General features: G+C 66.6%; 17 protein-coding genes and 2 tRNA genes. 9 read left to right on the top strand and 10 right to left on the bottom strand.

Features of this window, described 5'->3' with window-relative positions; genetic code table 11:
- Positions 1-776: 776 nt before the first annotated feature.
- Positions 777-1,082: a hypothetical protein gene (locus SLQ30_RS32295; RefSeq protein ID WP_319449155.1), complete on the bottom strand. Its 306-nt coding sequence runs from the start codon at positions 1,080-1,082 to the stop codon at positions 777-779.
- Positions 1,083-2,061: 979 nt separating this feature from the next.
- On the opposite strand from SLQ30_RS32295, the gene SLQ30_RS32290 reads away from it, so the two are divergent.
- Positions 2,062-2,703, top strand: a complete 642-nt coding sequence (locus tag SLQ30_RS32290; protein ID WP_319449154.1) for a type IV toxin-antitoxin system AbiEi family antitoxin domain-containing protein — start codon at positions 2,062-2,064, stop codon at positions 2,701-2,703.
- On the top strand, positions 2,700-3,458 hold the full coding sequence (locus SLQ30_RS32285) for a nucleotidyl transferase AbiEii/AbiGii toxin family protein (RefSeq protein WP_319449153.1): 759 nt from the start codon (positions 2,700-2,702) through the stop codon (positions 3,456-3,458). The genes SLQ30_RS32290 and SLQ30_RS32285 overlap by 4 nt, the downstream gene beginning before the upstream one ends.
- 32 nt (positions 3,459-3,490) lie before the next feature.
- On the opposite strand, the gene SLQ30_RS32280 is transcribed toward SLQ30_RS32285, so the two are convergent.
- From SLQ30_RS32280 to SLQ30_RS32260, 5 genes are all read right to left on the bottom strand, one after another.
- A tRNA-Ile gene (locus tag SLQ30_RS32280) sits at positions 3,491-3,564 on the bottom strand.
- A gap of 49 nt (positions 3,565-3,613) precedes the next feature.
- Positions 3,614-4,987: a serine/threonine-protein kinase gene (locus SLQ30_RS32275; protein ID WP_319449152.1), complete on the bottom strand. Its 1,374-nt coding sequence runs from the start codon at positions 4,985-4,987 to the stop codon at positions 3,614-3,616.
- A gap of 73 nt (positions 4,988-5,060) precedes the next feature.
- Positions 5,061-5,885, bottom strand: coding sequence for a carboxymuconolactone decarboxylase family protein (locus tag SLQ30_RS32270; protein WP_319449151.1), 825 nt, complete (start codon positions 5,883-5,885; stop codon positions 5,061-5,063).
- Between the two features lie 8 nt (positions 5,886-5,893).
- On the bottom strand, positions 5,894-7,264 hold the full coding sequence (locus SLQ30_RS32265; protein ID WP_319449150.1) for a metallopeptidase TldD-related protein: 1,371 nt from the start codon (positions 7,262-7,264) through the stop codon (positions 5,894-5,896).
- Positions 7,261-8,790 carry a TldD/PmbA family protein gene (locus SLQ30_RS32260; RefSeq protein WP_319449149.1) on the bottom strand — a complete coding sequence of 510 codons (1,530 nt, stop codon included), beginning with the start codon at positions 8,788-8,790 and terminating at the stop codon, positions 7,261-7,263. Before SLQ30_RS32260 ends, SLQ30_RS32265 begins: the two co-directional genes overlap by 4 nt.
- A 55-nt stretch (positions 8,791-8,845) precedes the next feature.
- On the opposite strand from SLQ30_RS32260, the gene SLQ30_RS32255 reads away from it, so the two are divergent.
- The 3 genes from SLQ30_RS32255 (at position 8,846) to SLQ30_RS32245 (ending at position 11,961) form a co-directional block, all read left to right on the top strand.
- Complete coding sequence (locus tag SLQ30_RS32255) at positions 8,846-9,709, top strand: sugar ABC transporter permease (protein WP_319449148.1); 864 nt, start codon at positions 8,846-8,848, stop codon at positions 9,707-9,709.
- On the top strand, positions 9,696-10,523 hold the full coding sequence (locus tag SLQ30_RS32250) for a carbohydrate ABC transporter permease (protein ID WP_319449147.1): 828 nt from the start codon (positions 9,696-9,698) through the stop codon (positions 10,521-10,523). Before SLQ30_RS32255 ends, SLQ30_RS32250 begins: the two co-directional genes overlap by 14 nt.
- A gap of 109 nt (positions 10,524-10,632) precedes the next feature.
- The gene (locus tag SLQ30_RS32245) at positions 10,633-11,961 is read left to right on the top strand and encodes an ABC transporter substrate-binding protein (RefSeq protein ID WP_413468238.1); all 1,329 of its coding nucleotides are present in this window, start codon (positions 10,633-10,635) and stop codon (positions 11,959-11,961) included.
- Here the strand turns inward: SLQ30_RS32245 and SLQ30_RS32240 are convergent.
- Both SLQ30_RS32240 and SLQ30_RS32235 read right to left on the bottom strand, forming a co-directional pair.
- Complete coding sequence (locus tag SLQ30_RS32240) at positions 11,958-12,809, bottom strand: CbiQ family ECF transporter T component (RefSeq protein WP_319449146.1); 852 nt, start codon at positions 12,807-12,809, stop codon at positions 11,958-11,960. The two genes, SLQ30_RS32245 and SLQ30_RS32240, sit on opposite strands and share 4 nt — an antisense overlap.
- Positions 12,806-14,842 (bottom strand): ATP-binding cassette domain-containing protein, encoded by a 2,037-nt coding sequence (locus SLQ30_RS32235; protein WP_319449145.1) that lies wholly within the window; start codon positions 14,840-14,842, stop codon positions 12,806-12,808. Before SLQ30_RS32235 ends, SLQ30_RS32240 begins: the two co-directional genes overlap by 4 nt.
- Positions 14,843-14,949: 107 nt before the next feature.
- Between SLQ30_RS32235 and SLQ30_RS32230 the strand changes: the two genes are divergently transcribed.
- A complete protein-coding gene (locus SLQ30_RS32230; protein ID WP_319449144.1) occupies positions 14,950-15,396 on the top strand; it encodes a MarR family winged helix-turn-helix transcriptional regulator in 447 nt (148 codons plus the stop codon).
- A gap of 62 nt (positions 15,397-15,458) precedes the next feature.
- The gene (locus tag SLQ30_RS32225) at positions 15,459-16,664 is read left to right on the top strand and encodes an MFS transporter (RefSeq protein WP_319449143.1); all 1,206 of its coding nucleotides are present in this window, start codon (positions 15,459-15,461) and stop codon (positions 16,662-16,664) included.
- Between the two features lie 20 nt (positions 16,665-16,684).
- Here the strand turns inward: SLQ30_RS32225 and SLQ30_RS32220 are convergent, their stop codons facing one another.
- Entirely contained in the window at positions 16,685-17,407 is a 723-nt protein-coding gene (locus SLQ30_RS32220; protein ID WP_319449142.1) for a VIT1/CCC1 transporter family protein, read from the bottom strand.
- A gap of 102 nt (positions 17,408-17,509) precedes the next feature.
- Here SLQ30_RS32220 and SLQ30_RS32215 point away from each other — a divergent pair, with 102 nt between their 5' ends.
- Complete coding sequence (locus tag SLQ30_RS32215; RefSeq protein WP_319449141.1) at positions 17,510-19,456, top strand: acyl-CoA dehydrogenase; 1,947 nt, start codon at positions 17,510-17,512, stop codon at positions 19,454-19,456.
- 9 nt (positions 19,457-19,465) lie between these two features.
- A complete protein-coding gene (locus SLQ30_RS32210; protein WP_319449170.1) occupies positions 19,466-20,413 on the top strand; it encodes an alpha/beta hydrolase in 948 nt (315 codons plus the stop codon).
- Here the strand turns inward: SLQ30_RS32210 and SLQ30_RS32205 are convergent.
- Positions 20,375-20,447 (bottom strand) — tRNA-Asn (locus SLQ30_RS32205). The genes SLQ30_RS32210 and SLQ30_RS32205 overlap by 39 nt on opposite strands.
- Positions 20,448-20,585: the final 138 nt, after the last annotated feature.

Raw genomic sequence — 20,585 nt, 5'->3', positions numbered from 1 at the left:
CCACAACCGGCTGCCACACCGCCCGGGTGGCGGAATTACGTGACAGACGAGGTGGGGGAATTCCGTGACGGACAACCCCTCAAGCTGGAGGAATTATGTGACCGCTGACAAGCGGACGCCCAAACCGTTTCCCAATACCAGTTCTGAATATGCCTCTCGATTAGGTCATGTCGGGGTTCAGCTTGAACGCATACGTGGGCAGAACACTGTCGACTAACGGACTTCTGATCCGCGTTTTCAGAAGGTCCGATGAACACCCATTGAGCATTGCTGTACAACAGTTTTCATCGCACAAGCATTACCACCGGTCCCGGGCGACTCGCCACGTCTCGGACATAACGCCAATGATCGTCGACTGCCTTGCGCTTGGCGTGAGGGCAAACCACTTGCGGCTCAAACCATCTCTGCTCATCGACGGTAAGCGGTCGGGGTGAGGCGGGCGATCCCGTGCAGGAGCCAGGGTGCGCGGGTCGCAATCAGTTCCACGGCGACGTCCGAGCGGCGCATCGCGGTTCGACGACCAGGAGTGGGCATTGATACAAGTTCCTCGGGGACTTGAGCCCCACCCCACACTGCCAGGAGCAGGCCCGGACCGTGAACAACCTGTTTGGCGGGCAGAATGCCGTGTCGTGAACCTGTAGTCGTGCGCAACTTGGTCAGCGTTGTCGTCACATTAGCGGGTCAAGCGACCAACAACTTCAAGGACGTGACCCGGGGAGTAACCGGCCGATCCGTCCACCCTTCCCGGTGCGATACCGAGCCCGGAACGGCACGCGCTACAACAAGCCGTGCGAAAGTGCGCCCGCGATCTTCGAGAGCAAGCCCCCGCCCCCGCCACCACCAAGATCGATGAACGGGATGCTGTTGGCGCCCGGGATCCGGGAGATGACCCCGAGATCGCCGTTGTTGAGCCCGATGACGGTCTCGGCGAGGGTGGGACCGGGGCCTGGATTGTTGTCACCCGTGATTGCTGGATTCTGTTCTCGGACAACCGATTCCCTGGTATTCACGACCGACGTCGTTCTAGCCCCGTCTGCTGCGGGCTTGGGCGCGGCCGACGACGAATAAGTGCCGGTCTTCACGCTCTGTGCGCTGACGGTCGTACGGATCGTGGTCGTCGGTCCCGAATTTCGGGACCCGTTTCCCGTGGTGTCGGCATGCGCGACACCCACACCACCGGAGAGGGCGGCGCCGAGAGCGAGGGCGGCCGCTCCCGGTCCAAGCCATACGTACGCCGCGCTATTACGCTGCTCAACCTCTGCCCTGTGCTTACCGGCCATGACGTCCCCATTCGTCGAAAAGGCGGCTTTACTGACGCGCCCGCAGTATCGCAGACAAACCCTGGATGCGCTCGTTTTCCTGCGCCGCCGGTGCACTTCCGCGGAAGTCGCATCAGCACCAACCGCCGCCGCGACTGGCGAACGGGTTCGGCAGCAAATGGCCAGCATCGGGGACACCAGACACGTTCCAAGTCAGCGCGCGCCGTAGACGTGCACTCGCGACCACCGCGAAACGGCGGTGTGTCGTAAAACGCCGAGCGTTCGAACGTGGTGACGATGTTCGAACGACATCTGTCGCCAAACTGTCGTCGAGCGGTGCGCGATGACCCTAACGCACTCGCGAAGCTGGCAAAAAGGCTAGTCAAAACGGTGGAGCTAAGAGGATTCGAACCCCTGACCCCCACACTGCCAGGACCAGGCAGACGCCGTGAACAGGGGCGATACGTCGGGAATCGTCGTGTCGGTGACGTAGTCGAGGCAGCAACTGTCGTCGCCGTTGTAGTCAGAATTGTCGTCAGCACGCGGTTCGAAACTGCCTAGACCACGCTCGACGCGATTGGTTGAAACCGGTACGGCCGGCCGCATCGGCGCCGACCACCTGGGCCACACCAACGTGTCCATGACCCAGGACAAGTACATGAGCCGCGGCCGCCGACCTACTCGACCGATTGATCGCCGAATCCGACCACCCATCCCCCAAATGACTTCGCTTGGCGCTTGCCACTTCAGTATGCATTTCGTACTCTACAGAGACACGATTTGCATAAGCAATGGAGTGAAAATGGTTCACGGCCGCAGCACTCCGATGCCAGCCGCACTCGCGCGGGCACCGATGAAGACCATCCGGCCACGCGATGCCGGGGAGATCTATGCCCATCCGCGGGCTCAGTTGGTCCGACTCACTGAACGGGGACTGCTTCACCGGGTCGCCGACGGCTACTACGTCGTCGTCCCACAAGACATGGTCGGACGCCCCTGGACGCCGAGCTTGGAGGCGACCGCCGCGGGCATCGCCTCAGCGATCTACGGGCCCGACGACGTCGTCGTGATGGGCCCCAGCGCAGCGCGCCTGCACGGGGTGATCCCCCGCGCCCTGGCAACGGCGACGATCGCCGTGCCCCGTCAGCACCGAGCGATCGAACTCTCCGACCGGGCGGCCATCGTCCGGTTCATCACGCGCGACACCGGCCGCTTGGACGCCGAACGCATCGACACACCGTTGGGACCAACGTTGGTGACCACTCCGGAGCAGACGGTCCTCGACCTCGCCCATCGCCCGGAACTGGGCGACGTCGAAGTCGACATTCGGTCCGCGGTAACAGCGCTCTACGCGCGCGGCGACCAAAATCGCATGGCCGCGCTCGCGTCCGACCAACGGCGGATGTCGTCACTGCGGCGTGCCGAGGCCTGGGCCCAACCGTGAACAGCGGTGAACGCGATGTGGTGGCAAGGCAATTCGGTGTCTCCAACGAACAAGTCGAGCGCGACCACCTCATCTCCCATGTGCTGGCCTTTCTCAGTACCAGCGTCGGAGACCAGGTCCAGTTCATCGGCGGCACCGCACTCGCACGCACATACCTACCGTCCGGGCGCCTTAGCGAGGACATCGACTTGATCGCCATCGGCGACCGCAAGCTCGTAGCGGCCGCTCTCGACGCGGGACTCCCCCGTGCACTGTCGCGCACGCATGGTCGGCTCACCCTCGAACCAACGCTAGGCAGCGTGGCGAGCACCATGGCGGCCCTTCTCCGTACGGCGGGTGGGTTGTCGGTGCGGATTCAGCTGCTCTCCTCGCGGGACCGTACCGTCTGGCCGTCCGAACGGCGCGTGCTGGTCCAGCGCTACGTCGACGCTCCCGCAGCCGAGTTACTGGTCCCAACACTGCCGGCCTTCGCCGCATCCAAAACCTCGACGTGGGCTGATCGGCGAGGCGCTCGCGATCTCTGGGACCTATGGGCCCTCAGCGATCTGGGCGCAATCGACCGGAAGGCCGCAGACCTGTATCGGCGCTTCGGGCCGACCAATCGGCCCCCGACTCCAAGATTGTTCGCCTCCGCGCCGACGGATGCAGAATGGCAGGCTCAGCTGGCCGGCCAGACCCGCATCGCGATCTCGGCACGCCATGCCCTCGAAGCCGTGCGCGAAGCGTGGCGTACGGCGGTGATAAACGATGAATAAACGAGACTGATCTTGAAAAACAGCCTCTGACGTAGGGCGGGTGGGGCTCGAACCCACGACCAACGGATTATGAGTCCGCGGCTCTAACCGACTGAGCTACCGCCCCATCGCGCATCGCGCGGCAACTATGGTCGCACGCGCCGTTCCGGCCCCGCTTAGGCCGGCCCGCTCAGATTGCCCTGTCGGACGTCGTCCCGGCATTCCAGGCGCGTCTGTCCGGTCTGCTGAACGCACACTTCCACCTGCTGCTCGATCCCCGGAGGGTAGGCGGTGTCGGTGGGCCCGGCGGTGGCCGTCGGCGAAGGCACCTCCGTGCCCGGAACCAGGGACCACAAGATGTCGCCAGTCGCGGGCAGCCGCGCGCAGTAGGCCTGCTGGCCTTGCTCACTCACGCCAGCCGCCCCGAGCACGGCGCAGTCCGCGCCGACCAGCACCACTGGCACGGCCGGACCCGCCTGCGTCGAGGGCGCCGAGGCGGTCGACGGGTGCGGTTGCGCGCCGTCCACGCTGCGATGGCGCGTCAGCAAGAACGCCGCGAGCGCGCCCCCGATGACCAGCAGTCCCACCAATACCCCGGCCGGGATCCGCCAAGACTTCTTGCCACCCTTCGGGCTCGCCTTGTGGTGGTTCGGCGGCATGATGGCGCCGGCGGCCATGGTGGCGTCGGTGTCTCCGATCTCGTCGACGACGCCGTCGAGGTGCCGCGCGAGGGCATTCGCGAAGTTGGTGCACGTGTCGTAGCGATCTTCGGGCGCCTTCGCCAGCGCCTTGGAGAGCACCGGGCCTAGCCCGGACAGTTCGGGCTTGCGCTCCGCGATCGCCGGTGGCGGTGCGGTCACGTGCTGACTGATCACGACCGCGGGATTGCGGTCCTGGTACAGATGCGACCCGGTCAAGAGTTCGAATGCCGTTGCAGCAAGGGAGTATTGGTCGGCCCGGCCATCGAGCGGCAGCCCCATCAGCTGTTCGGGGGCCGCGTAGGCGACCGTGCCGACCGCGATGTTGCTCTGGGTCAATCCGCTGGAGTCATCGACCCGGCGCGCGATGCCGAAGTCGGCCAGAAGCGCCCGCCAGCCACCCGAATCCTGCTTGGCCAGCAGGATGTTGGCCGGCTTGACGTCGCGGTGCAACAGTTGGCGTTGGTGGGCGTAGTCGAGCGCATCCGCAACCGCGGTGACGATGCGCACGACCTCGTCCGGCGGCAGTCCCTTGCGGTACTGCTTCTCGAGCAAGCGGGATGCGTCGGTGCCCTCGATGTAATCCATCGAAAGCCACAACTGGTCCTCGAATTCGCCGCGGTCGTACAAGGTCACGATGTTCGGGTGTGACAGCGTGGCGGCATTCTGGGCTTCGCGGTTGAACCTTTCCCGGTACTCGGAATCGGTCGATACCTGCTGCGCCATCACCTTCAACGCGTCTTGGCGCGGCAACCGCGGGTGCTCGGCAAGGTAGACCTCGCCCATCGCCCCCGCACCCAGTCGGCGCACGATTGTGTATCCGGCGAATACCTGGCCGACAGCAAGCGACATGCGGGGCATGTTACCGACGCCGCCCAACTGGGCATCTGCTATTGCCGTCGACCGCTGGACGAGGTGCGGGCCCTCAGCTGTACACCGGCTGGCCGTCGACACCCAGCAGGTAACGCTCGGTGCCCTCGGCGACCCGCGGCGCGTCGCCGCCGAGCGCGACCGCGATCTTGTTGGTGGCGTTGCGCATCACGTCGAGCGTGAGTTCAAGGGCTTCGGCGTCCGTGAAGTGTGACTGCACCCCGGCCGCCACGTCGGCGTCGATCTTCGACGGCGTCCAGATCAACGCGTCGACGTAGCGCAGCGCGGCCTTCTGCCGTTCGTCGAGCAGAGTGGACTCCTCGTACTGCTCGATGTCGGCGTATAGCGATTCGGACCCGCCCGCGTCGAGTGCGGCACCCTCACGCAGCGACTTGCAGAGCCGGCAGTTGTGTTGGACGGCTCCACGCAGGCGGACCACCTCGGTGGTCACGGGATCCAGTGCGCGCAAGGCGCCGACCATCGGAGCGAATTGGTTGAGCAGTAGGTCGACGGGATCGGTGTCGCGGTCCCAAACGACGGGGTCGACGACGGGCGCGAAGCCTAGCGCCGTCACACCCGCCCGCATCCGCGGCACGAAATCGGCGATGAAGATGAGCGCCGCCATCCCGAAGGCCTTGCGACTCAGGGCCGCCATGAAGGCCGCACGCTGCTCAGGGGTAATGATCGACACGTCGACGGCGAACTGCTCGGCGAACTCCGCCAGCTGCGGATCGTCGACCGCAGGCTCCTGCGCCGCCACCGGCGGCAAGGACATCGCGGCCGCACACACCTCGCGCACCAGCGCGTTGCGGCCGCCGTCGCCCTCGGGATTCAGCGCCATCAACCGCGTTAGCATGCCGTACAACTGGTCGTCGTCCATGACGCCGATTATTGCGCCTGACTCACCGACGACATGTGGAAGTCGGGAATCCGCAGCGACGGCATCGACGCTCTGGTCGCCCAGTCCCCCCATTCGCGGGGCAGGGTGACCTCGCTGACGCCCGCCTCGGTGGCGCGCCGCAACAGATCCAGCGGACTTTCGTTGAACCGGAAGTTGTTGACCGCGCCCGTGACCTCACCGTCCTCGATCAGGTAGACGCCGTCGCGCGTCAGCCCGGTGAGCAGCAGCACCGTGGGGTCGACGTCCCGGATGTACCACAGCGTCGTCAAGAGCAGCCCACGCTCGGTGGCGGCGATCATGTCGGCCAGGCCGGCCGTACCGCCGGTCATCAGTAGGTTGTCGGCGGGCACCGCCACGGGACTACCGAATTCGGCGGCCGCGGCCCGCGGGTAGGCCAGTGCGTTCACCGCGCCGTCGCGGATCCAGTCGACGCGATCGATGTCGAGTCCGTTGTCGAACACCGAGATTCGCTCCGACGAGCTGGTGGCCGCCACGAACGGGGCGCACGCCAGCCCGCTGGCGCCGGGGTCGGAGTAGAGCGTCAAACCGAGGTTCGTCAGCTGCTCCCCCACCCGGGTGCCGCCCGGCGCCGACAACGCCGTGCGACCCTCCTGTGCGCCGCGGCCGTCCATCGTCCACGCGAGGTAGATCATCATGTCCGCGACCGTCGACGGTGGCATCAACGTCTCATAGCGCCCGGCGGGCAACTCGACGGTGCGCGCCGCCCAACCCAGCCTGCTGTCCAGGTCGTCGAGCATGGAATCAGTTGGCACACCGATGAAGTCGGGTGTACTGACGCCGGCCCACGCACTGGCGTCCGCGCGTTTCGCGTTGATCTCCACCGAACCGGTCGGCTGGGTGTAGCGCCGCCGCACACCGGTCGACGTGGCCAGCAACGTGGTCTCCACCTCATGGCGGGCATACCCGTACAGCCGGTCGGAACCGCGAAACCGAGTCGCCAAACTCCTTGCCACATCGGCGAAGACGTCGCATCCGGTGACGGGTACGGGGGCATCCCAGTCGGCTGGCAAACCGGCACCGCTGAGCGCGGGAGCGGTGTCGCGGGCCTCGGGTGCGGCGTTCGCGGCCCGTTGCGATGCGGCCACCAAGGCCGCAATCGACGTCGGATCGACCTCGCTGGACGTCACCGACCCGACGTGGGCCTCGTCACCGCGTCGCACGATCGAGATCACCGTGGTGTCACGGCTCAACGTCTCGCCGTTGGTGGTCATCGAATTGCCCGCCCAGCGCAGCGACGCGGTCGACTTGTCCGAAACGAGCACGATGGTCTCGTCGACTCCGGACAACACGGCGGCCTCCGCGAGCGCGATCCCGACGACCTCACCTGGTGCGATCACCGACCGGACTCCTCACGGGTGTTGAGCACGTTGATGCCGCGGAACAAGGCTGACGGACAACCGTGGCTCACCGGAGCCACCTGCCCTGGTTGAGCCTTGCCGCAGTTGAACGCACCGCCCAGGCGCCACGTCGACGGCCCGCCAACGGCCTCCATCGCACCCCAGAAGTCCGTCGTCGTGGCTTGGTAGGCGACGTCGCGGAGTTGGCCGTCCAACCGTCCCTCGCGAATCCGGAAGAACCGCTGCCCGGTGAACTGAAAGTTGCAGCGCTGCATGTCGATCGACCACGACTTGTCGCCGACGACGTAGATGCCGTCGGTGACTCGCGCGATCAGGTCCGCCGTTTTCAGGTCCTCGGGGCCGGGCTGAAGCGACACGTTGGCCATCCGTTGGATCGGCACGTGGTGGGGCGAATCCGCGTACGAGCAGCCGTTGGACCGGCCCACCCCGAGCCGCGGCGCGAACACCCTGTCCAGTTGATAGCCGACGAAGATGCCGTCGCGCACCAGGTCCCAACTCTGCGCCCGCACCCCCTCGTCGTCGAAACCGATTGTCGCCAGCCCGAAGTCGACGGTGCGGTCGGCGGTCACGTTCATCACCGGCGACCCGTACCGCATCACGCCGAGCTTGTCCGGGGTGGCGAACGACGTGCCCGCATAGGCAGCCTCATAGCCGATCGCCCTGTCGTATTCGGTGGCGTGCCCAATGGATTCGTGAATGGTCAACCACAGATTCGACGGATCGATGACGAGGTCCGTCGGCCCGGCCGTCACGCTGGGCGCCTTGACCTTCTCGGCCAACAACGACGGCAACTGCGCCAGTTCCGTCGACCAGTCAAACCACTCGTTGCCTGCGACGGCCTCCCAGCCCCGCGCCGTCGGCGGAGCAAGGGTGCGCATGGAATCGAAGGTGCCCGCCGCGGCGTCGACGGCAACGGCCTCAAGCGACGGCAGCACGCGCACTCGCTGCTGGGTGATCGACGACCCGAGGGTGTCGGCGTAGAACGTCTGCTCCTTGACCGCGTGCAGGGCGGCCGAGACATGGTCGACGCCAGCCCGTCCATCTCGGCTCGCCAGCAGCCGCGACGAATACTCCTCGAGCACCCCGATCTTGTCCGCCGTCGCGATGTCGAACGGATCGATGCGGTAGTCGGAGACCCAGCTGACGTCGGAGTACACCGGCTCCGGAGCCAACTCGATGGCCTCCCCGTTCAGCGCCTTCAAGGTGGTCGCGACCCGCACCGCGCGGCGCGCCGTCTCCGCGGCCACCGCCGGATCGAGCTCCGCGTGCGAGGCAAACCCCCACGTGCCATCGACGATGACGCGCACCGCCAACCCGAGTTCGCGCGTCACGATCGACGTCTCCAATTCCCGGTCGCGCAGTTGGACGAGTTCGGTGGTGATGCAATGCACGCGCAGGTCGGCATGGCTAGCGCCCGCCGCGAGCGCGGCCGACAACGCAGCGTCGGCGAGCTCGTGTCGCGGCAGCGCAAGGAATTCGGCATCGACCCGTCGGCGCGCAGTCACGGTCCCACCGTAGTGGCATCGGCCCGAGCGGCCTGCGATGGCCTTTAATGACTGAGTGAGATTCCGGAGGGCAGGAGTGGGATATGCCCTGCTCGCGCCCAGCCTGTTCGGGGTCGCGGTCTTTCTGTTGCTCCCGATGTTCGTAGTGCTGTGGCTGAGCCTCTACCGCTGGGACCTACTCGGTCCGATGCAGTACGTGGGACTGGCCAATTGGCGCTCGGTGCTCACTGATTCGTCATTCGGAATGTCGTTGCTCGTGACGGCGCTCTTCGTCGGGTTGGTCGTGCCCATCCAGACCGTCCTCGGCCTGTTCGCCGCCACTATGCTGGCGCGTGGCCTGCCGGGCAGCGGGTTCTTCCGCACGCTGTACGTGCTGCCGTGGATCTGTTCACCGCTGGCGATCGCGGTGCTGTGGAAATGGATCCTGGCGCCCACCGACGGTGCGGTCAGCACCGCGCTGGGCCACCGCATCGAGTGGCTGACCGACCCGCAATTGGCGCTGCCCGTCGTCTCCGCGGTGACGATCTGGACCAACGTCGGCTACGTCACGCTGTTCTTCCTCGCCGGCATCCTGGCCATTCCCCGCGAGCTACACGACGCCGCCCGCACCGACGGGGCCGACGCCTGGCAGCGCTTCCGTCGCATCACCCTGCCGATGCTGCGACCCACCCTGTTCTTCGTCGTGGTCACGGGAATCGTCAGCGCAGCACAGGTTTTCGACACCGTGTACGCACTGACCGGCGGCGGTCCTGCGGGTCGCACCGACCTGGTCGCCCACCGCATCTACGCCGAAGCCTTCGGCGCAGCCGCAGTGGGACGGGCCGCGGTGATGGCGGTCGTGCTGTTCGTCCTGCTGGTGGGCATCACGCTCGTCCAGCAGCTCTACTTCCGACGGCGGATCAGCTATGACGTCGTCTAGCCGGGTCGCCTCGGGCGTCGTGATCTACCCCGTACTCATCGCAGGCGCGGTGATCACCATCGTGCCGTTCTTGCTCGGGCTGCTGACGTCGTTCACCTCGGCCCAGCAGTTCAACACCGAGGCCCCGCTGTCGCTGCCCGCACCGCCGACGCTGGCGAACTACGCGGGCCTGGCCGACGTAGGGTTCGGCCGGGCGCTGGTCGTGACGGCGCTGATGACCGCCGTCATCACCCTCGGACAGCTGACATTCTCGGTGCTGGCGGGATACGCGTTTGCGCGGCTGGAGTTTTGGGGCCGCGACGCGCTTTTCTGGGTGTACGTGGCGACGTTGATGGTGCCTGCGACCGTGATGGTGGTGCCGCTGTACCTGATGATGGCCGAAGCGGGCCTGCGGAATACGTTCTGGGCGTTGGTATTGCCGTTCATGTTCGGCTCGCCGTATGCGATCTTCCTGTTACGGGAGTACTTTCGCAGCATTCCCGACGACCTGATCAGGGCCGCCCACATCGACGGCGCCAGCACGCTGGACGTCATCGCGCACGTAGTGCTTCCCGCCAGTCGGCCGATCCTCGTGACGTTGGCGTTGATCACCGTCGTCTCGCAGTGGAACAACTTCATGTGGCCGCTGGTCATCACCAGTGGAAGCAAGTGGCAGGTGCTGACCGTCGCCACCGCGGGATTGCAGTCGCAGTACAACGCACAGTGGACGTTGGTGATGGCGGCGACGACGGTCGCGATCGTGCCGCTGATCGTGCTGTTCGTCGCCTTGGGCAAGCACATCGTGCGTTCCATCGTCGTGACGGGGCTCAAGTGATCGCGCCGGCCGCGTTGAGATGGCACTCATGGCGAGGAAGTGCGAGTAGCCGTCGCCGTGAGTACCTTCTCAACGCGCGGGGGCTCCCGTGAAGCGACTGCGCCGGGCCGTGACGCCGAAGTTCTCGACGCGATTCTTCGCCGGCCTGGCCTTGCTCTTCGCCGTACTACTGGTGGCCGCATCATTGCTGGGCAGGTCGGGCACCGACGGCCGCACCGTGGTGACCGTGCGTCTGTGGGACGAGCAGGTCGCGCAGTCGTACCGCGCGTCGTTCGAGGAGTTCGAGCGCGATCATCCCGACATCGAGGTGCGCGTCAACGTCGTCCCCTACTCGTCATACTTCGATGCGTTGCGTACCGACGTCGCAGGCGGCGGCGCCGATGACGTCTTCTGGCTGTCCAACGCCTACATGTCGGGCTACGCCGACAATGGCCGGTTGCTCGACGTCAAGAGCACGCTGGGCGCGGATGCTGCGCGCGCGTGGGATCCGTTGGTGGTCAACCAGTTCACCCGCAACGGAACGCTGTGGGGCGTACCGCAACTCACCGATGCGGGCATCGCGGTGTACTTCAACGCCGATCTGCTCGATGCGGCCGGAGTGAACCTCGCCGACCTGGTGGCGTTGCGTTGGTCGACGGGCGGTGAAGACACGCTGCGGCCGCTGCTCGCCCGGCTCACCGTCGACGCCAACGGAAACCGCGCCGACACAGCAGAATTCGACTCATCCAACGTTCGGCAGTGGGGTTACAACGCGGCCAACGACCTTCAGGGCATCTACCTCAACTTCGTCGGTTCCGCGGGCGGCGTCTTCCAGGACGGCGACCGGTTCGCCTTCGACAACGCCGCAGCCACCCAGGCCTTCGAGTACCTCGTCGGGCTGATCAACGTCGATCACGTCGCACCGCCCGCCTCTGACACCAACGACAACGGCGACTTCTCCCGAAACCAGTTCCTGCAGGGCCGGATGGCGTTGTTCCAATCGGGCACCTACAACTTGGCCGCCATCGCCGATCAGGCCACGTTCCGGTGGGGTGTGACGATGCTGCCCACCGGACCGACGGGACGGGTGAGCGTCACCAACGGCATTGCCGCCGCGGGGAACTCGGCCACCCGCCATCCGGACGCGGTGCGCGAGGTGCTCGCCTGGATGGGTAGCCCGGAAGGCAACGTGTATGTGGCAGCCAACGGTGCCGCCATCCCCGCGGTGACCGCCGCCCAGCCCGCATACTTCGCCTACTGGTCACGGCGCGGCGTCGACGTGCGGCCGTTCTTCCGGGTGCTCGACGGACCCCGCATCCCTGCGCCGGGCGGCCCTGGCTTCCCCGCCGGCTATCAGGCGATCAAACCGTACTTCGACGAAATGTTCCTCGGACGCCGCGACGTCCCCTCGAGCCTGGCCGACGCACAGGCCGCCGGGAACGCAGCCGCGCAGCGCTAGCCGCTGGTGGCCAACGGCGTGGCCAACTCGACGTACACCGACAGTCCGCACACCGCGAGCAAGACGCCAAAGGCCACGGCGTCAGGCCATTTCGGGCGCGATGGCAACGCGGAGAGCTGACCGGCTCCGCCACGCGCCGTGATCGCGTCACCCATTTCGTCGGCCCGGCGCAAGGCCACCGTGATGGCCGCAGCGAGCAGGTCGATGACTTCGGTGGACCAACGGTGGCGACGGTCCCTGCGCGTGATCGCAGCGTCCCGCGGCCGTAATCTGCGCGCCGCGAACAGCACTCGGAATTCGTCGATCAGCATGGGAAACGCCCGTAACGCGAGCCCGACGGTGACGGCCCAGTCGTCGACCGGAATCCGGACCAGCTTCAGCGGCCGCCCCAACTTGGAGATGGCCGGTGCGACGTCGGCGACGTTGGTGGTCCACGACACCATTGCACTGAGTCCCAACAACACGATGGCGAGCAACGTGATGCGCAAGTAACTGAGCACCCCACCGAACCCCACGGTTACGTCGAAGACGGTGAGGTGGGGGCTGCCGCCGGAGAAGATGCTCAAGAATCCAGTCACGAGCAGCACGATCCACAGCCAGCGCGGCACCGAAGGCAGTGCGCCCCTTGGAACCCCAGCCAGCCAGGCCGTGAACAACACCAAGGCCCCGACCAGACAGATGGGCACCCAGCCGGGGTAGAACGTCAACAACACACCGATGACGGCGACGACGAGCAGCTTCGTCCCCGCCCACAACCGGTGGATGACGGTGTCCCCCGGCACCGGACGCAACAGCACCACCGGCCTGCGCTGCTTCTTGGGCGCCGTCACGCTATTGGGTGCGGTCACGCCGCACCTCCCGCCGTGGTCGGAGTCGGCGCAAAGGAGCCCTCGTGGAGATTCAGTGTGCGCGGACACAATTCCTCCAGACCGGAGAAGTCGTGCGAGATGACGACGACCGTCAGACCGGTGTCGCGCCGTAGCTCTTCGAGTAGACGCAGTAGCCCCCGCCGGCTCGCGGCATCCAACCCGGCCATCGGTTCGTCGAGGATGATCGCGCGCGGCGAGCGCGCCAGCAGCCCGGCCAATGCGACCCTGCGCATCTGGCCCCCGCTGAGCTGGTCGATGCGACGCAACCCCAGCGCGGGATCCAGTCCGACGGTGGCGAGTGCTTGTTCCACGCGGCGGTGGTTGTGGTAGTCGAACCCGGCGGCCGCTGCGAGCTCGAGGTCGACTCGACCGCGCATCAGCTGCAGCCGGGCGGCTTGGAACGAGATCGCTATGGCGCCAACCTGTTCCGAGACGGGCTTCCCGTCGAGCAGGCAGCTACCCGTCGTCGGTTCCAGAAGTCCGGCCATGATCCAGGCCAGCGTCGACTTGCCGGACCCGTTGAGTCCGTGAATGAGCAAGCCGTCGCCCTCGCCGACGACGAAGTCGATGTCGCGTAGCGCGGTGGACGCCCACGGCGTTCCGCTTCCGTATTCGTGGCTGACGCCCCTGAGCTCGAGCAGCGGATCCCCGGCGTGGTGGGCGGGCGCGGCCGTCGCCACTGGCGCAGGTGCGGTCGCCACCATCTCGACGTTGTCGGCGTTGCCCGTCAGGTTGATGGTGCGGTCGGCCGACGCGGCCTCGTCGTTGTAGTGGGTGATGTGCACCAAGGACATCTGGCGACGGTCGGACAGCCCGGACAGCACTTCGATGAGTGCGTCGCGACCGTTCTGGTCGACCATGCTGGTGACCTCGTCGGCGATCAGGAGCGCGGGCTCGCGGGCCAGGGCTGCGGCCACCGCCAGGCGCTGCAGTTCGCCGCCGGACAGCCCGCCGGTATCGCGTTCGCCGAGCCCGGAGAGCCCAACTTCGGCGAGCAACCGGTCCACGTCGGTCGCGGTGCCGGGCGGCAACCCCCACACCACGTCGTCGACGACACGGGTGCCGAGTACCTGGCTCTCCGGATGTTGCATGACCACGGCCGTGCCACCGAAGCGGCCGAGCCCTACGGCGCCAGGCCGTTCCACCGTGCCCGCGGTCGGCGCTCGTCCGGACAGGAGCAGCATCAGCGTCGTCTTGCCCGAGCCGTTGGCCCCCGTGACGGCGAGGTGTTCGCCCGCCTCGACGGTCAACGTCACGGGTCCGAGTGCGTCGCGATCGGTACCCGGATAGCGGAACCGGACGTCGCGGAACGCGGCGGGCACCGGCGCGACCGGGCCGGCGTCGGGGGTCGAGTCGAGCTTGTGCACATCGGGCACGCCCAGCAGGCGAGCGAGCACTCGCGACAATGCCCACCACCCGATGAGGGAGACCAGCGTGATGCTGAACACCGACGAGGCGATGATCAGCACGGGCCAGTACCGCACCAGGGTCGCGAAGGCCTCGCGGAACAGCTGCGCCGCAGGCTCGAATCCGGGCACGCTGCCGAGCACGGTAGCCATGCCGTGGATGTTGGCCGTGATGCTTTCGATGATCAGGTGACGCAGCCGCGACGCGACCAGAAGCGCGGCCACGCCCGCGACGCCGAAGGCAGCGCCCATGACGACGGCCCCCGCGAACACCGTGGGGGCACCTCGACCCCGTCGTTTCACCACGCCCGTCAACCCGCCGATGTAGGCACAGTCGAGGACGGTCATGAATCCGCCCATGCCCGCGACGAGAAATGCGATGGTCCCACCTGCGACGGCTGCCGCGACCAGTACGCGAAACCGATGACGGTAGGCCAGTAGCCCCATCGGAACCGTGCCGAGCAGCGACAAGCCCGCGGCGAGCGGCACGATGACGGCGATGATGGCGGTGGCCGCGCACAGGGCTGCCATCACCGCGGCGTGAGCGAGTTCGCTCGGGTGCAGCGCGCCGACCCTCCGAGGTGCGCTCGAGCCGCTCGATGTCATTTCCCGATTCTGCCAGCCCCGGAGCGAGTACCGGTTTGACGAGCTGTGACCGTCGACACCTGACCGCGCCTTTGGCCTGCATAGCTTTTCTATGTAAAAATGGAGAAATGCCTTCGCCGCCGACGACTGACACCGCGCTGGCCGCCGAGCTGCTCTCCGCGGTCGCCCGGATCAATCGCCTGGCGACGCAACGCGTCAGCATCAAACTTCCCTTCGCGCAGGCCCGTCTGCTCGCAGCAATCGAGGACCAGGGCACCGCACGAATTTCCGACCTCGCCGAGCTAGACCACTGCTCGCAGCCGACCATGACCACGCAGGTCCGCAAGCTCGAGGATGCGGGTCTGGTGTCGCGGGCCACCGACCCGTCCGATGCCAGAGCCGTGTTGATCAGCATCACCCCCAAGGGGGTGGGGATGCTGACACAGGTCCGCGCGGCTCGTAGCGCGATCATCGACCCGTACCTGAACCGGCTCGCCGAGTCAGATCGTCAGACGCTCGCCGACGCCGTCCGCATCATGCGCGACTTGCTCGAGGACGCGCAGCAGCATCGCTGAATGATCTTGTCCCCCAACTAAATTGTCCAACTGAATTCCCAACAGAAGAGGAGCAGCCGCCAATGTGGCGCCAACCCAAGGCCGTGTGGGCCGTCGCCTTCGCGTCAGTCGTCGCCTTCATGGGCATCGGCCTGGTGGATCCGATCCTCAAGCCCATCGCCGACAACCTGAACGCGACGCCGTCGCAGGTGTCCCTGTTATTCACCAGCTACATGGCGGTGATGGGGCTAGCGATGCTGATCACCGGCGTCGTCGCGAGCCGCATCGGGCCGAAACGCACACTGCTGGTTGGCTTGGCGATCATCATCGCGGGCGCGGGGTTGGCCGGCTTGTCCGACACGGTGCTTGGCATCGTCGGCTGGCGTGCGCTGTGGGGGCTGGGCAACGCGCTGTTCATCGCAACCGCGTTGGCCACCATCGTGAATTCAGCCAAGGGTTCGGTGGCGCAGGCGATCATCCTCTACGAGGCGGCGCTGGGCCTCGGCATCGCGGTCGGCCCGCTCGTTGGCGGCGTGCTGGGCTCAATCTCCTGGCGTGGCCCGTTCTTTGGGGTATCCGCCTTGATGGCGGTGGCGCTCGTCGTCACCACGTTTCTATTGCCATCGACCCCGCGTCCGGAACGCGCCACCACACTCGCCGACCCGTTCCGCGCACTGCGGCACCGCGGACTGCTTGGCGTCGGAATCACCGCGCTGCTGTACAACTTCGGCTTCTTCACGCTGCTGGCGTTCACGCCGTTTCCGCTCGACATGAGCGCACACCAGATCGGACTGATCTTCTTCGGGTGGGGACTGGCGCTGGCGTTCACGTCCGTGGTCGTGGCCCCACGACTACAGCACCGATTCGGCACCGTGCGGGTGCTGATCATCAACCTGCTGGCGTTCTCGCTACTGCTCGCGATCATGGCGCTCGGTACCGACCACAAGGCGGTGCTCGCCGCGTGCGTGGTGGTGGCTGGCCTGTTCATCGGCGTGAACAACACGCTCATCACCGAAACCGTCATGAAGGCGGCACCGGTCGAGCGTGGCGTCGCGTCGGCGGCCTACAGCTTCCTCCGGTTCGGCGGGGCTGCGGTCGCGCCGTGGCTGGCGGGCGTGCTCGGTGAAGAGCTCAACGCGCACGTGCCGTTCTGGGTGGGCGCAGCAGCGGTGTCGTTGGGCGCCGTGGTGCTGTTCTCGACGCGCGGCCACCTCGCAGGCGTCGACGCCCCCGAATCTGAACCAGAAGAGCTCGAAGACGAGGCGACGGCGATCACCATCGGGAACTGAGCTTCTCGGGGTGTCCGCCCCTACCCGACCGCCGCCCCGATGAGCAGGCCCACGACGTACGTCGCTCCGATCGCGACCGCCCCAAAGGCCAGTTGCCGAACAGACCCGAGCCACAGGGGTTTGCGCGTGAAGCGGGCCGCCACGCCCCCGGCGACGAGCAGTCCGACGCCACCGAACGCGAGGCCCGCCCACAGCGACGGGAAGCCCAGCAGATACGGCAGCAGTGGAATGACGGCACCGAGCGCGAACATCAGGAACGACGCCCCCGCCGCGACCCACGGTGACGGCTTTTCGCTCGGGTCGACTCCGAGCTCTTGAACCAGATGGAAGTTCAGCGCCTGATTCTCGTCGCGGTGCAGCTCTTCGGTGGCCTTGGCGGCGGTGTCCTCGGTCAGCCCCATGTCCATCAACATCGAGACCAGTTCGGCGCGCTCCTCGGCAGGGTATTTGCGGAAGGAGCGCCGCTCCACCCGAACCTCGGACTCGAGTTGCTCGTTGGCCGTCGTGATCGACGTGTACTCGCCGAGCGCCATCGAGAACGACCCTGCGAGCAGTCCCGCGACGCCTGCGAGCACCACCGAGTGCGCGCTCGCGCTTGCTGCCACGCCCGCGATCAACGCGGTATTGCTGACCAGCCCGTCCATGGCGCCGAACGTCGCGGCGCGCAGCCAACCGCCCGACACGTCGGCGTGTCGATGGTCGATCTGATGCGGTAGGTCCATGGGCGCGGCTGACTCCGTCATGGCGTCGATTCAACGCTCGCCGCCACGAGCCGCTCTACTCAGGTTTGCCTGGGTTTGCAAAGTCACAGTTTCCCGAAGGTCCCATCGGGCTACCTTTTGAACATGACGACCACCGCCGATCATCTGCGCAACGCCCTCGACGGACGCTGGCGCGACATGAAGAACCGCATGCGCCAAGAACTCTCCTCCGAGGTGTTCAGGCCGCATTACACGCCGAACACCGTCATCGCCCGCACCAAGGTCGCCGAGCAGCTGCGAATCATGGCCGCCAACGGCGCCGCCGAGGACGGCTTCAAGAAGGAGCACGGCGGCAACGGCGACGTCGGCGCCGCGGTGACACAGATCGAGATGCTGGCGATGTCGGACCTGTCGCTGATGGTCAAGGCCGGCGTGCAGTGGGGCCTGTTCGGCGGCGCGATCGAGAACCTCGGCACCGAGCGGCACCACCAGGCGTACGTCAAGAAGCTCATCGACCTCGAACTGCTGGGCTGCTTCGCGATGACCGAGACCGGACACGGCAGCGACGTCCAGGCGCTGGAGACCACCGCCACGTACGACCCGGACACGCAGGAGTTCGTCATCGACTCCCCCACGCGCACATCCCGCAAGGACTACATCGGCGGTGCCGCACAGACGGCAAGGGTCGCAGCCGTCTTCGCGCAGCTGATCACCGAAGGAGAAGGCCACGGCGTGCACTGCTTCGTGGTGCCGATCCGGGACGACGAAGGCAACGACCTGCCCGGAATCACGACCTCGGACTGCCACTACAAGGGCGGGCTGCCCGGCGTCGACAACGGGCGCATCCAGTTCGACCACGTCCGCATCCCGCGCGAGAACCTGCTGAACAAGTACGCCGACGTCGCCGAGGACGGCACGTACACCTCGCCGATCGAGAATCCGGGCCGTCGGTTCTTCACCATGCTCGGCACGCTGATCCGCGGTCGCGTCACGGTCGGCGGCAGCGCAGGCGCGGCAGCGCGCGTCGCGCTCGACATCGCCACCCGATATGCCTTGGAGCGCAGGCAGTTCGAAGCACCTGACGCTGAAGAGGAGGTGCTGATCATGGACTACCTCGTGCATCAACGCCGACTGTTCCCGTTGATCGCCAAGTCGTACGCCCTGCAGTTCGCCCAGAACGAACTGGTGGCCAAGTGTCACGAGCTCCAGACCTCCGACGACCCGGACGCCGAGGAGCAACGCGAACTCGAATCCCGCGCCGCAGGCCTCAAGGCCGCCAACACCTGGCACGCCACCCGTGCCATCCAGGAGGCGCGCGAAGCCTGCGGCGGCGCAGGCTATCTCGCGGAGAACCGGCTCATCGCGCTCAAGGCCGACACCGACGTGTTCACCACGTTCGAGGGTGACAACCACGTGCTCACGCAGCTGGTGGCCAAGGAACTGCTCACCGCCTACGCCGACGACGTCAAGAGCATGAGCCCGGCGCAGTGGGTGCGGTTCGCGGCGAACTTCGCGGGCGAGCGGGTGCTGAAGCGGACTGCGGCGCAGACGATCATGCAGACGATCGTCGACTCGCGGGAGGACAACGAGGAGGAGGGCTCGCTGTTCAACCGCGGCACTCAGGTGAAGATGTTCGAGGACCGCGAGGAGTACATGCTGGCGTCCGTGGCGCGTCGGTTGCAGGGCAAGTCCAAGGAGATGTCGGCGTTCGACGCGTTCAACGCCGTGCAGGACCACGTGCTGCATGCCGCGAAGGCACACATCGACCGCATCGTCCTCGAGGCGTTCGTGGCGGGTATCGACACCTGCGAGGACGAGCAGGCGCGCGAGATCCTCGGCCTGGTGTGCGACCTGTATGCCCTGTCGGTGATCGAGGACGACAAGTCGTGGTTCATCGAGCACCGTTTCCTGTCCACCGAGCGCTCGAAGGCCGTCACCCGCGGCATCAACGACCGGTGCCGCAAGCTGCGGCCCCACGCCGAGCTACTCGTCGACGGATTCGGCATTCCCGAGCAGCTGCGCTACGCCGAGATGCTGCATCCCGAGCACATCCCCGACGCCGACGAGGGCGTCGAGCAGAACGCAGAGTAAACGCGCACGGTGGCCGCCACCGATGATGAGGGATCAGTCGACGTCGGCACTCGGACACTGGCCTATCTCCAAGTTGGTGACCCGAACGGCCCGCTGGTCCTTCACAACCACGGCGGCCCCTCCAGCCGCCTCGAAGCCCGTGTCTTCGACTCCGCCGCGACGGCGCTCGGCTTGCGCTTCGTCTGTGTCGACCGGCCGGGCCAGGGGAAGTCGGATCCGCAGCGAAACCGGACGTTCGCCGGCTGGGCGGCCGACCTAGAGGTAGTAGCCGACGCGCTCGGCGCCACGACGTTCGCAGTGACGGGCTGGTCCGAGGGCGGGCCATGGGCGCTCGCGGCGGCGGCCTACCTCGACCCAGCGCGGCTGGTGCACGTCACCAGCATCGCAGGTGGCTCCTACGGTGCGTTTGGAGCGAACTGGGCGGCCAAGGAGCTGTCGAAGGCCGACGCGCTCGGCGGCTTCCTCGCGCTGCACTTTCGGCCGGGCTTCCAACTGATGTACGACCTCGTGGACGTCGCAGCGGTGCATTTCCCGGAGCAATACATGCAGACGCTGGTGAAGGCGGGCTGTCTCGCCGATCGCGCGGTACTCGCCGACGAGCAGGTGCTCACGGCCGTCGCGGAGGCCTCGCAGGAATGCTTCCGGCAAGGAGCCCACGGCCTGGTTGACGACGCCCGACTGCTGTACGCACAGTGGCCCTTCGACGTCACCACCATCAATCGGCCGGTTCATCTGTGGCAGGGCACCGCAGACACGCTGGTCCCCGAGGCGGTGAACAAGCCGATTGCGGAGCAGATGCCCGGAGCGGTCTGGCACGAAGTCGCCGACGGCGGGCATTTCATCGCGGTTTCGCATGCGGCCGAGATACTGGCGATCGCTGCCAGGGAACTCGAAACTACCCAGTCCGGCCCCCAATTGCTCCCCCGCGTGGACTCGAACCACGAACCGTCCGATTAACAGTCGGAAGCTCTGCCAATTGAGCTACAGGGGACTAACACCGGATCGCGCGTTGCACGCGAACCGAGGGATGACTCTAGCGTACGGCCCCGCAAAGTTGGTATTCGATTCCGGCCCCCGCCCGTCGGCACGAACCCAGCCGGGTGAGGCAGGATGGACGCAATGCACCGTC

This window comes from Mycobacterium sp. RTGN4 (assembly GCF_033804635.1).
Lineage (GTDB): Bacteria > Actinomycetota > Actinomycetes > Mycobacteriales > Mycobacteriaceae > Mycobacterium.
Note: the sequence above shows the minus strand (reverse complement) of the source record. Positions and strands in the feature narration are given on the sequence as shown.

What these genes read in the sequence shown, in the direction of transcription:
- SLQ30_RS32290 (WP_319449154.1), top strand. Translation starts at nt 2,062, where the DNA reads ATGGTTCACGGCCGCAGCACTCCGATGCCAGCCGCACTCGCGCGGGCA.
- SLQ30_RS32230 (WP_319449144.1), top strand. Translation starts at nt 14,950, where the DNA reads ATGCCTTCGCCGCCGACGACTGACACCGCGCTGGCCGCCGAGCTGCTC.
- SLQ30_RS32220 (WP_319449142.1), bottom strand. Translation starts at nt 17,407, where the DNA reads ATGACGGAGTCAGCCGCGCCCATGGACCTACCGCATCAGATCGACCAT.
- SLQ30_RS32275 (WP_319449152.1), bottom strand. Translation starts at nt 4,987, where the DNA reads ATGTCGCTTGCTGTCGGCCAGGTATTCGCCGGATACACAATCGTGCGC.
- SLQ30_RS32250 (WP_319449147.1), top strand. Translation starts at nt 9,696, where the DNA reads ATGACGTCGTCTAGCCGGGTCGCCTCGGGCGTCGTGATCTACCCCGTA.
- SLQ30_RS32215 (WP_319449141.1), top strand. Translation starts at nt 17,510, where the DNA reads ATGACGACCACCGCCGATCATCTGCGCAACGCCCTCGACGGACGCTGG.
- SLQ30_RS32235 (WP_319449145.1), bottom strand. Translation starts at nt 14,842, where the DNA reads ATGACATCGAGCGGCTCGAGCGCACCTCGGAGGGTCGGCGCGCTGCAC.
- SLQ30_RS32225 (WP_319449143.1), top strand. Translation starts at nt 15,459, where the DNA reads ATGTGGCGCCAACCCAAGGCCGTGTGGGCCGTCGCCTTCGCGTCAGTC.
- SLQ30_RS32270 (WP_319449151.1), bottom strand. Translation starts at nt 5,885, where the DNA reads ATGGACGACGACCAGTTGTACGGCATGCTAACGCGGTTGATGGCGCTG.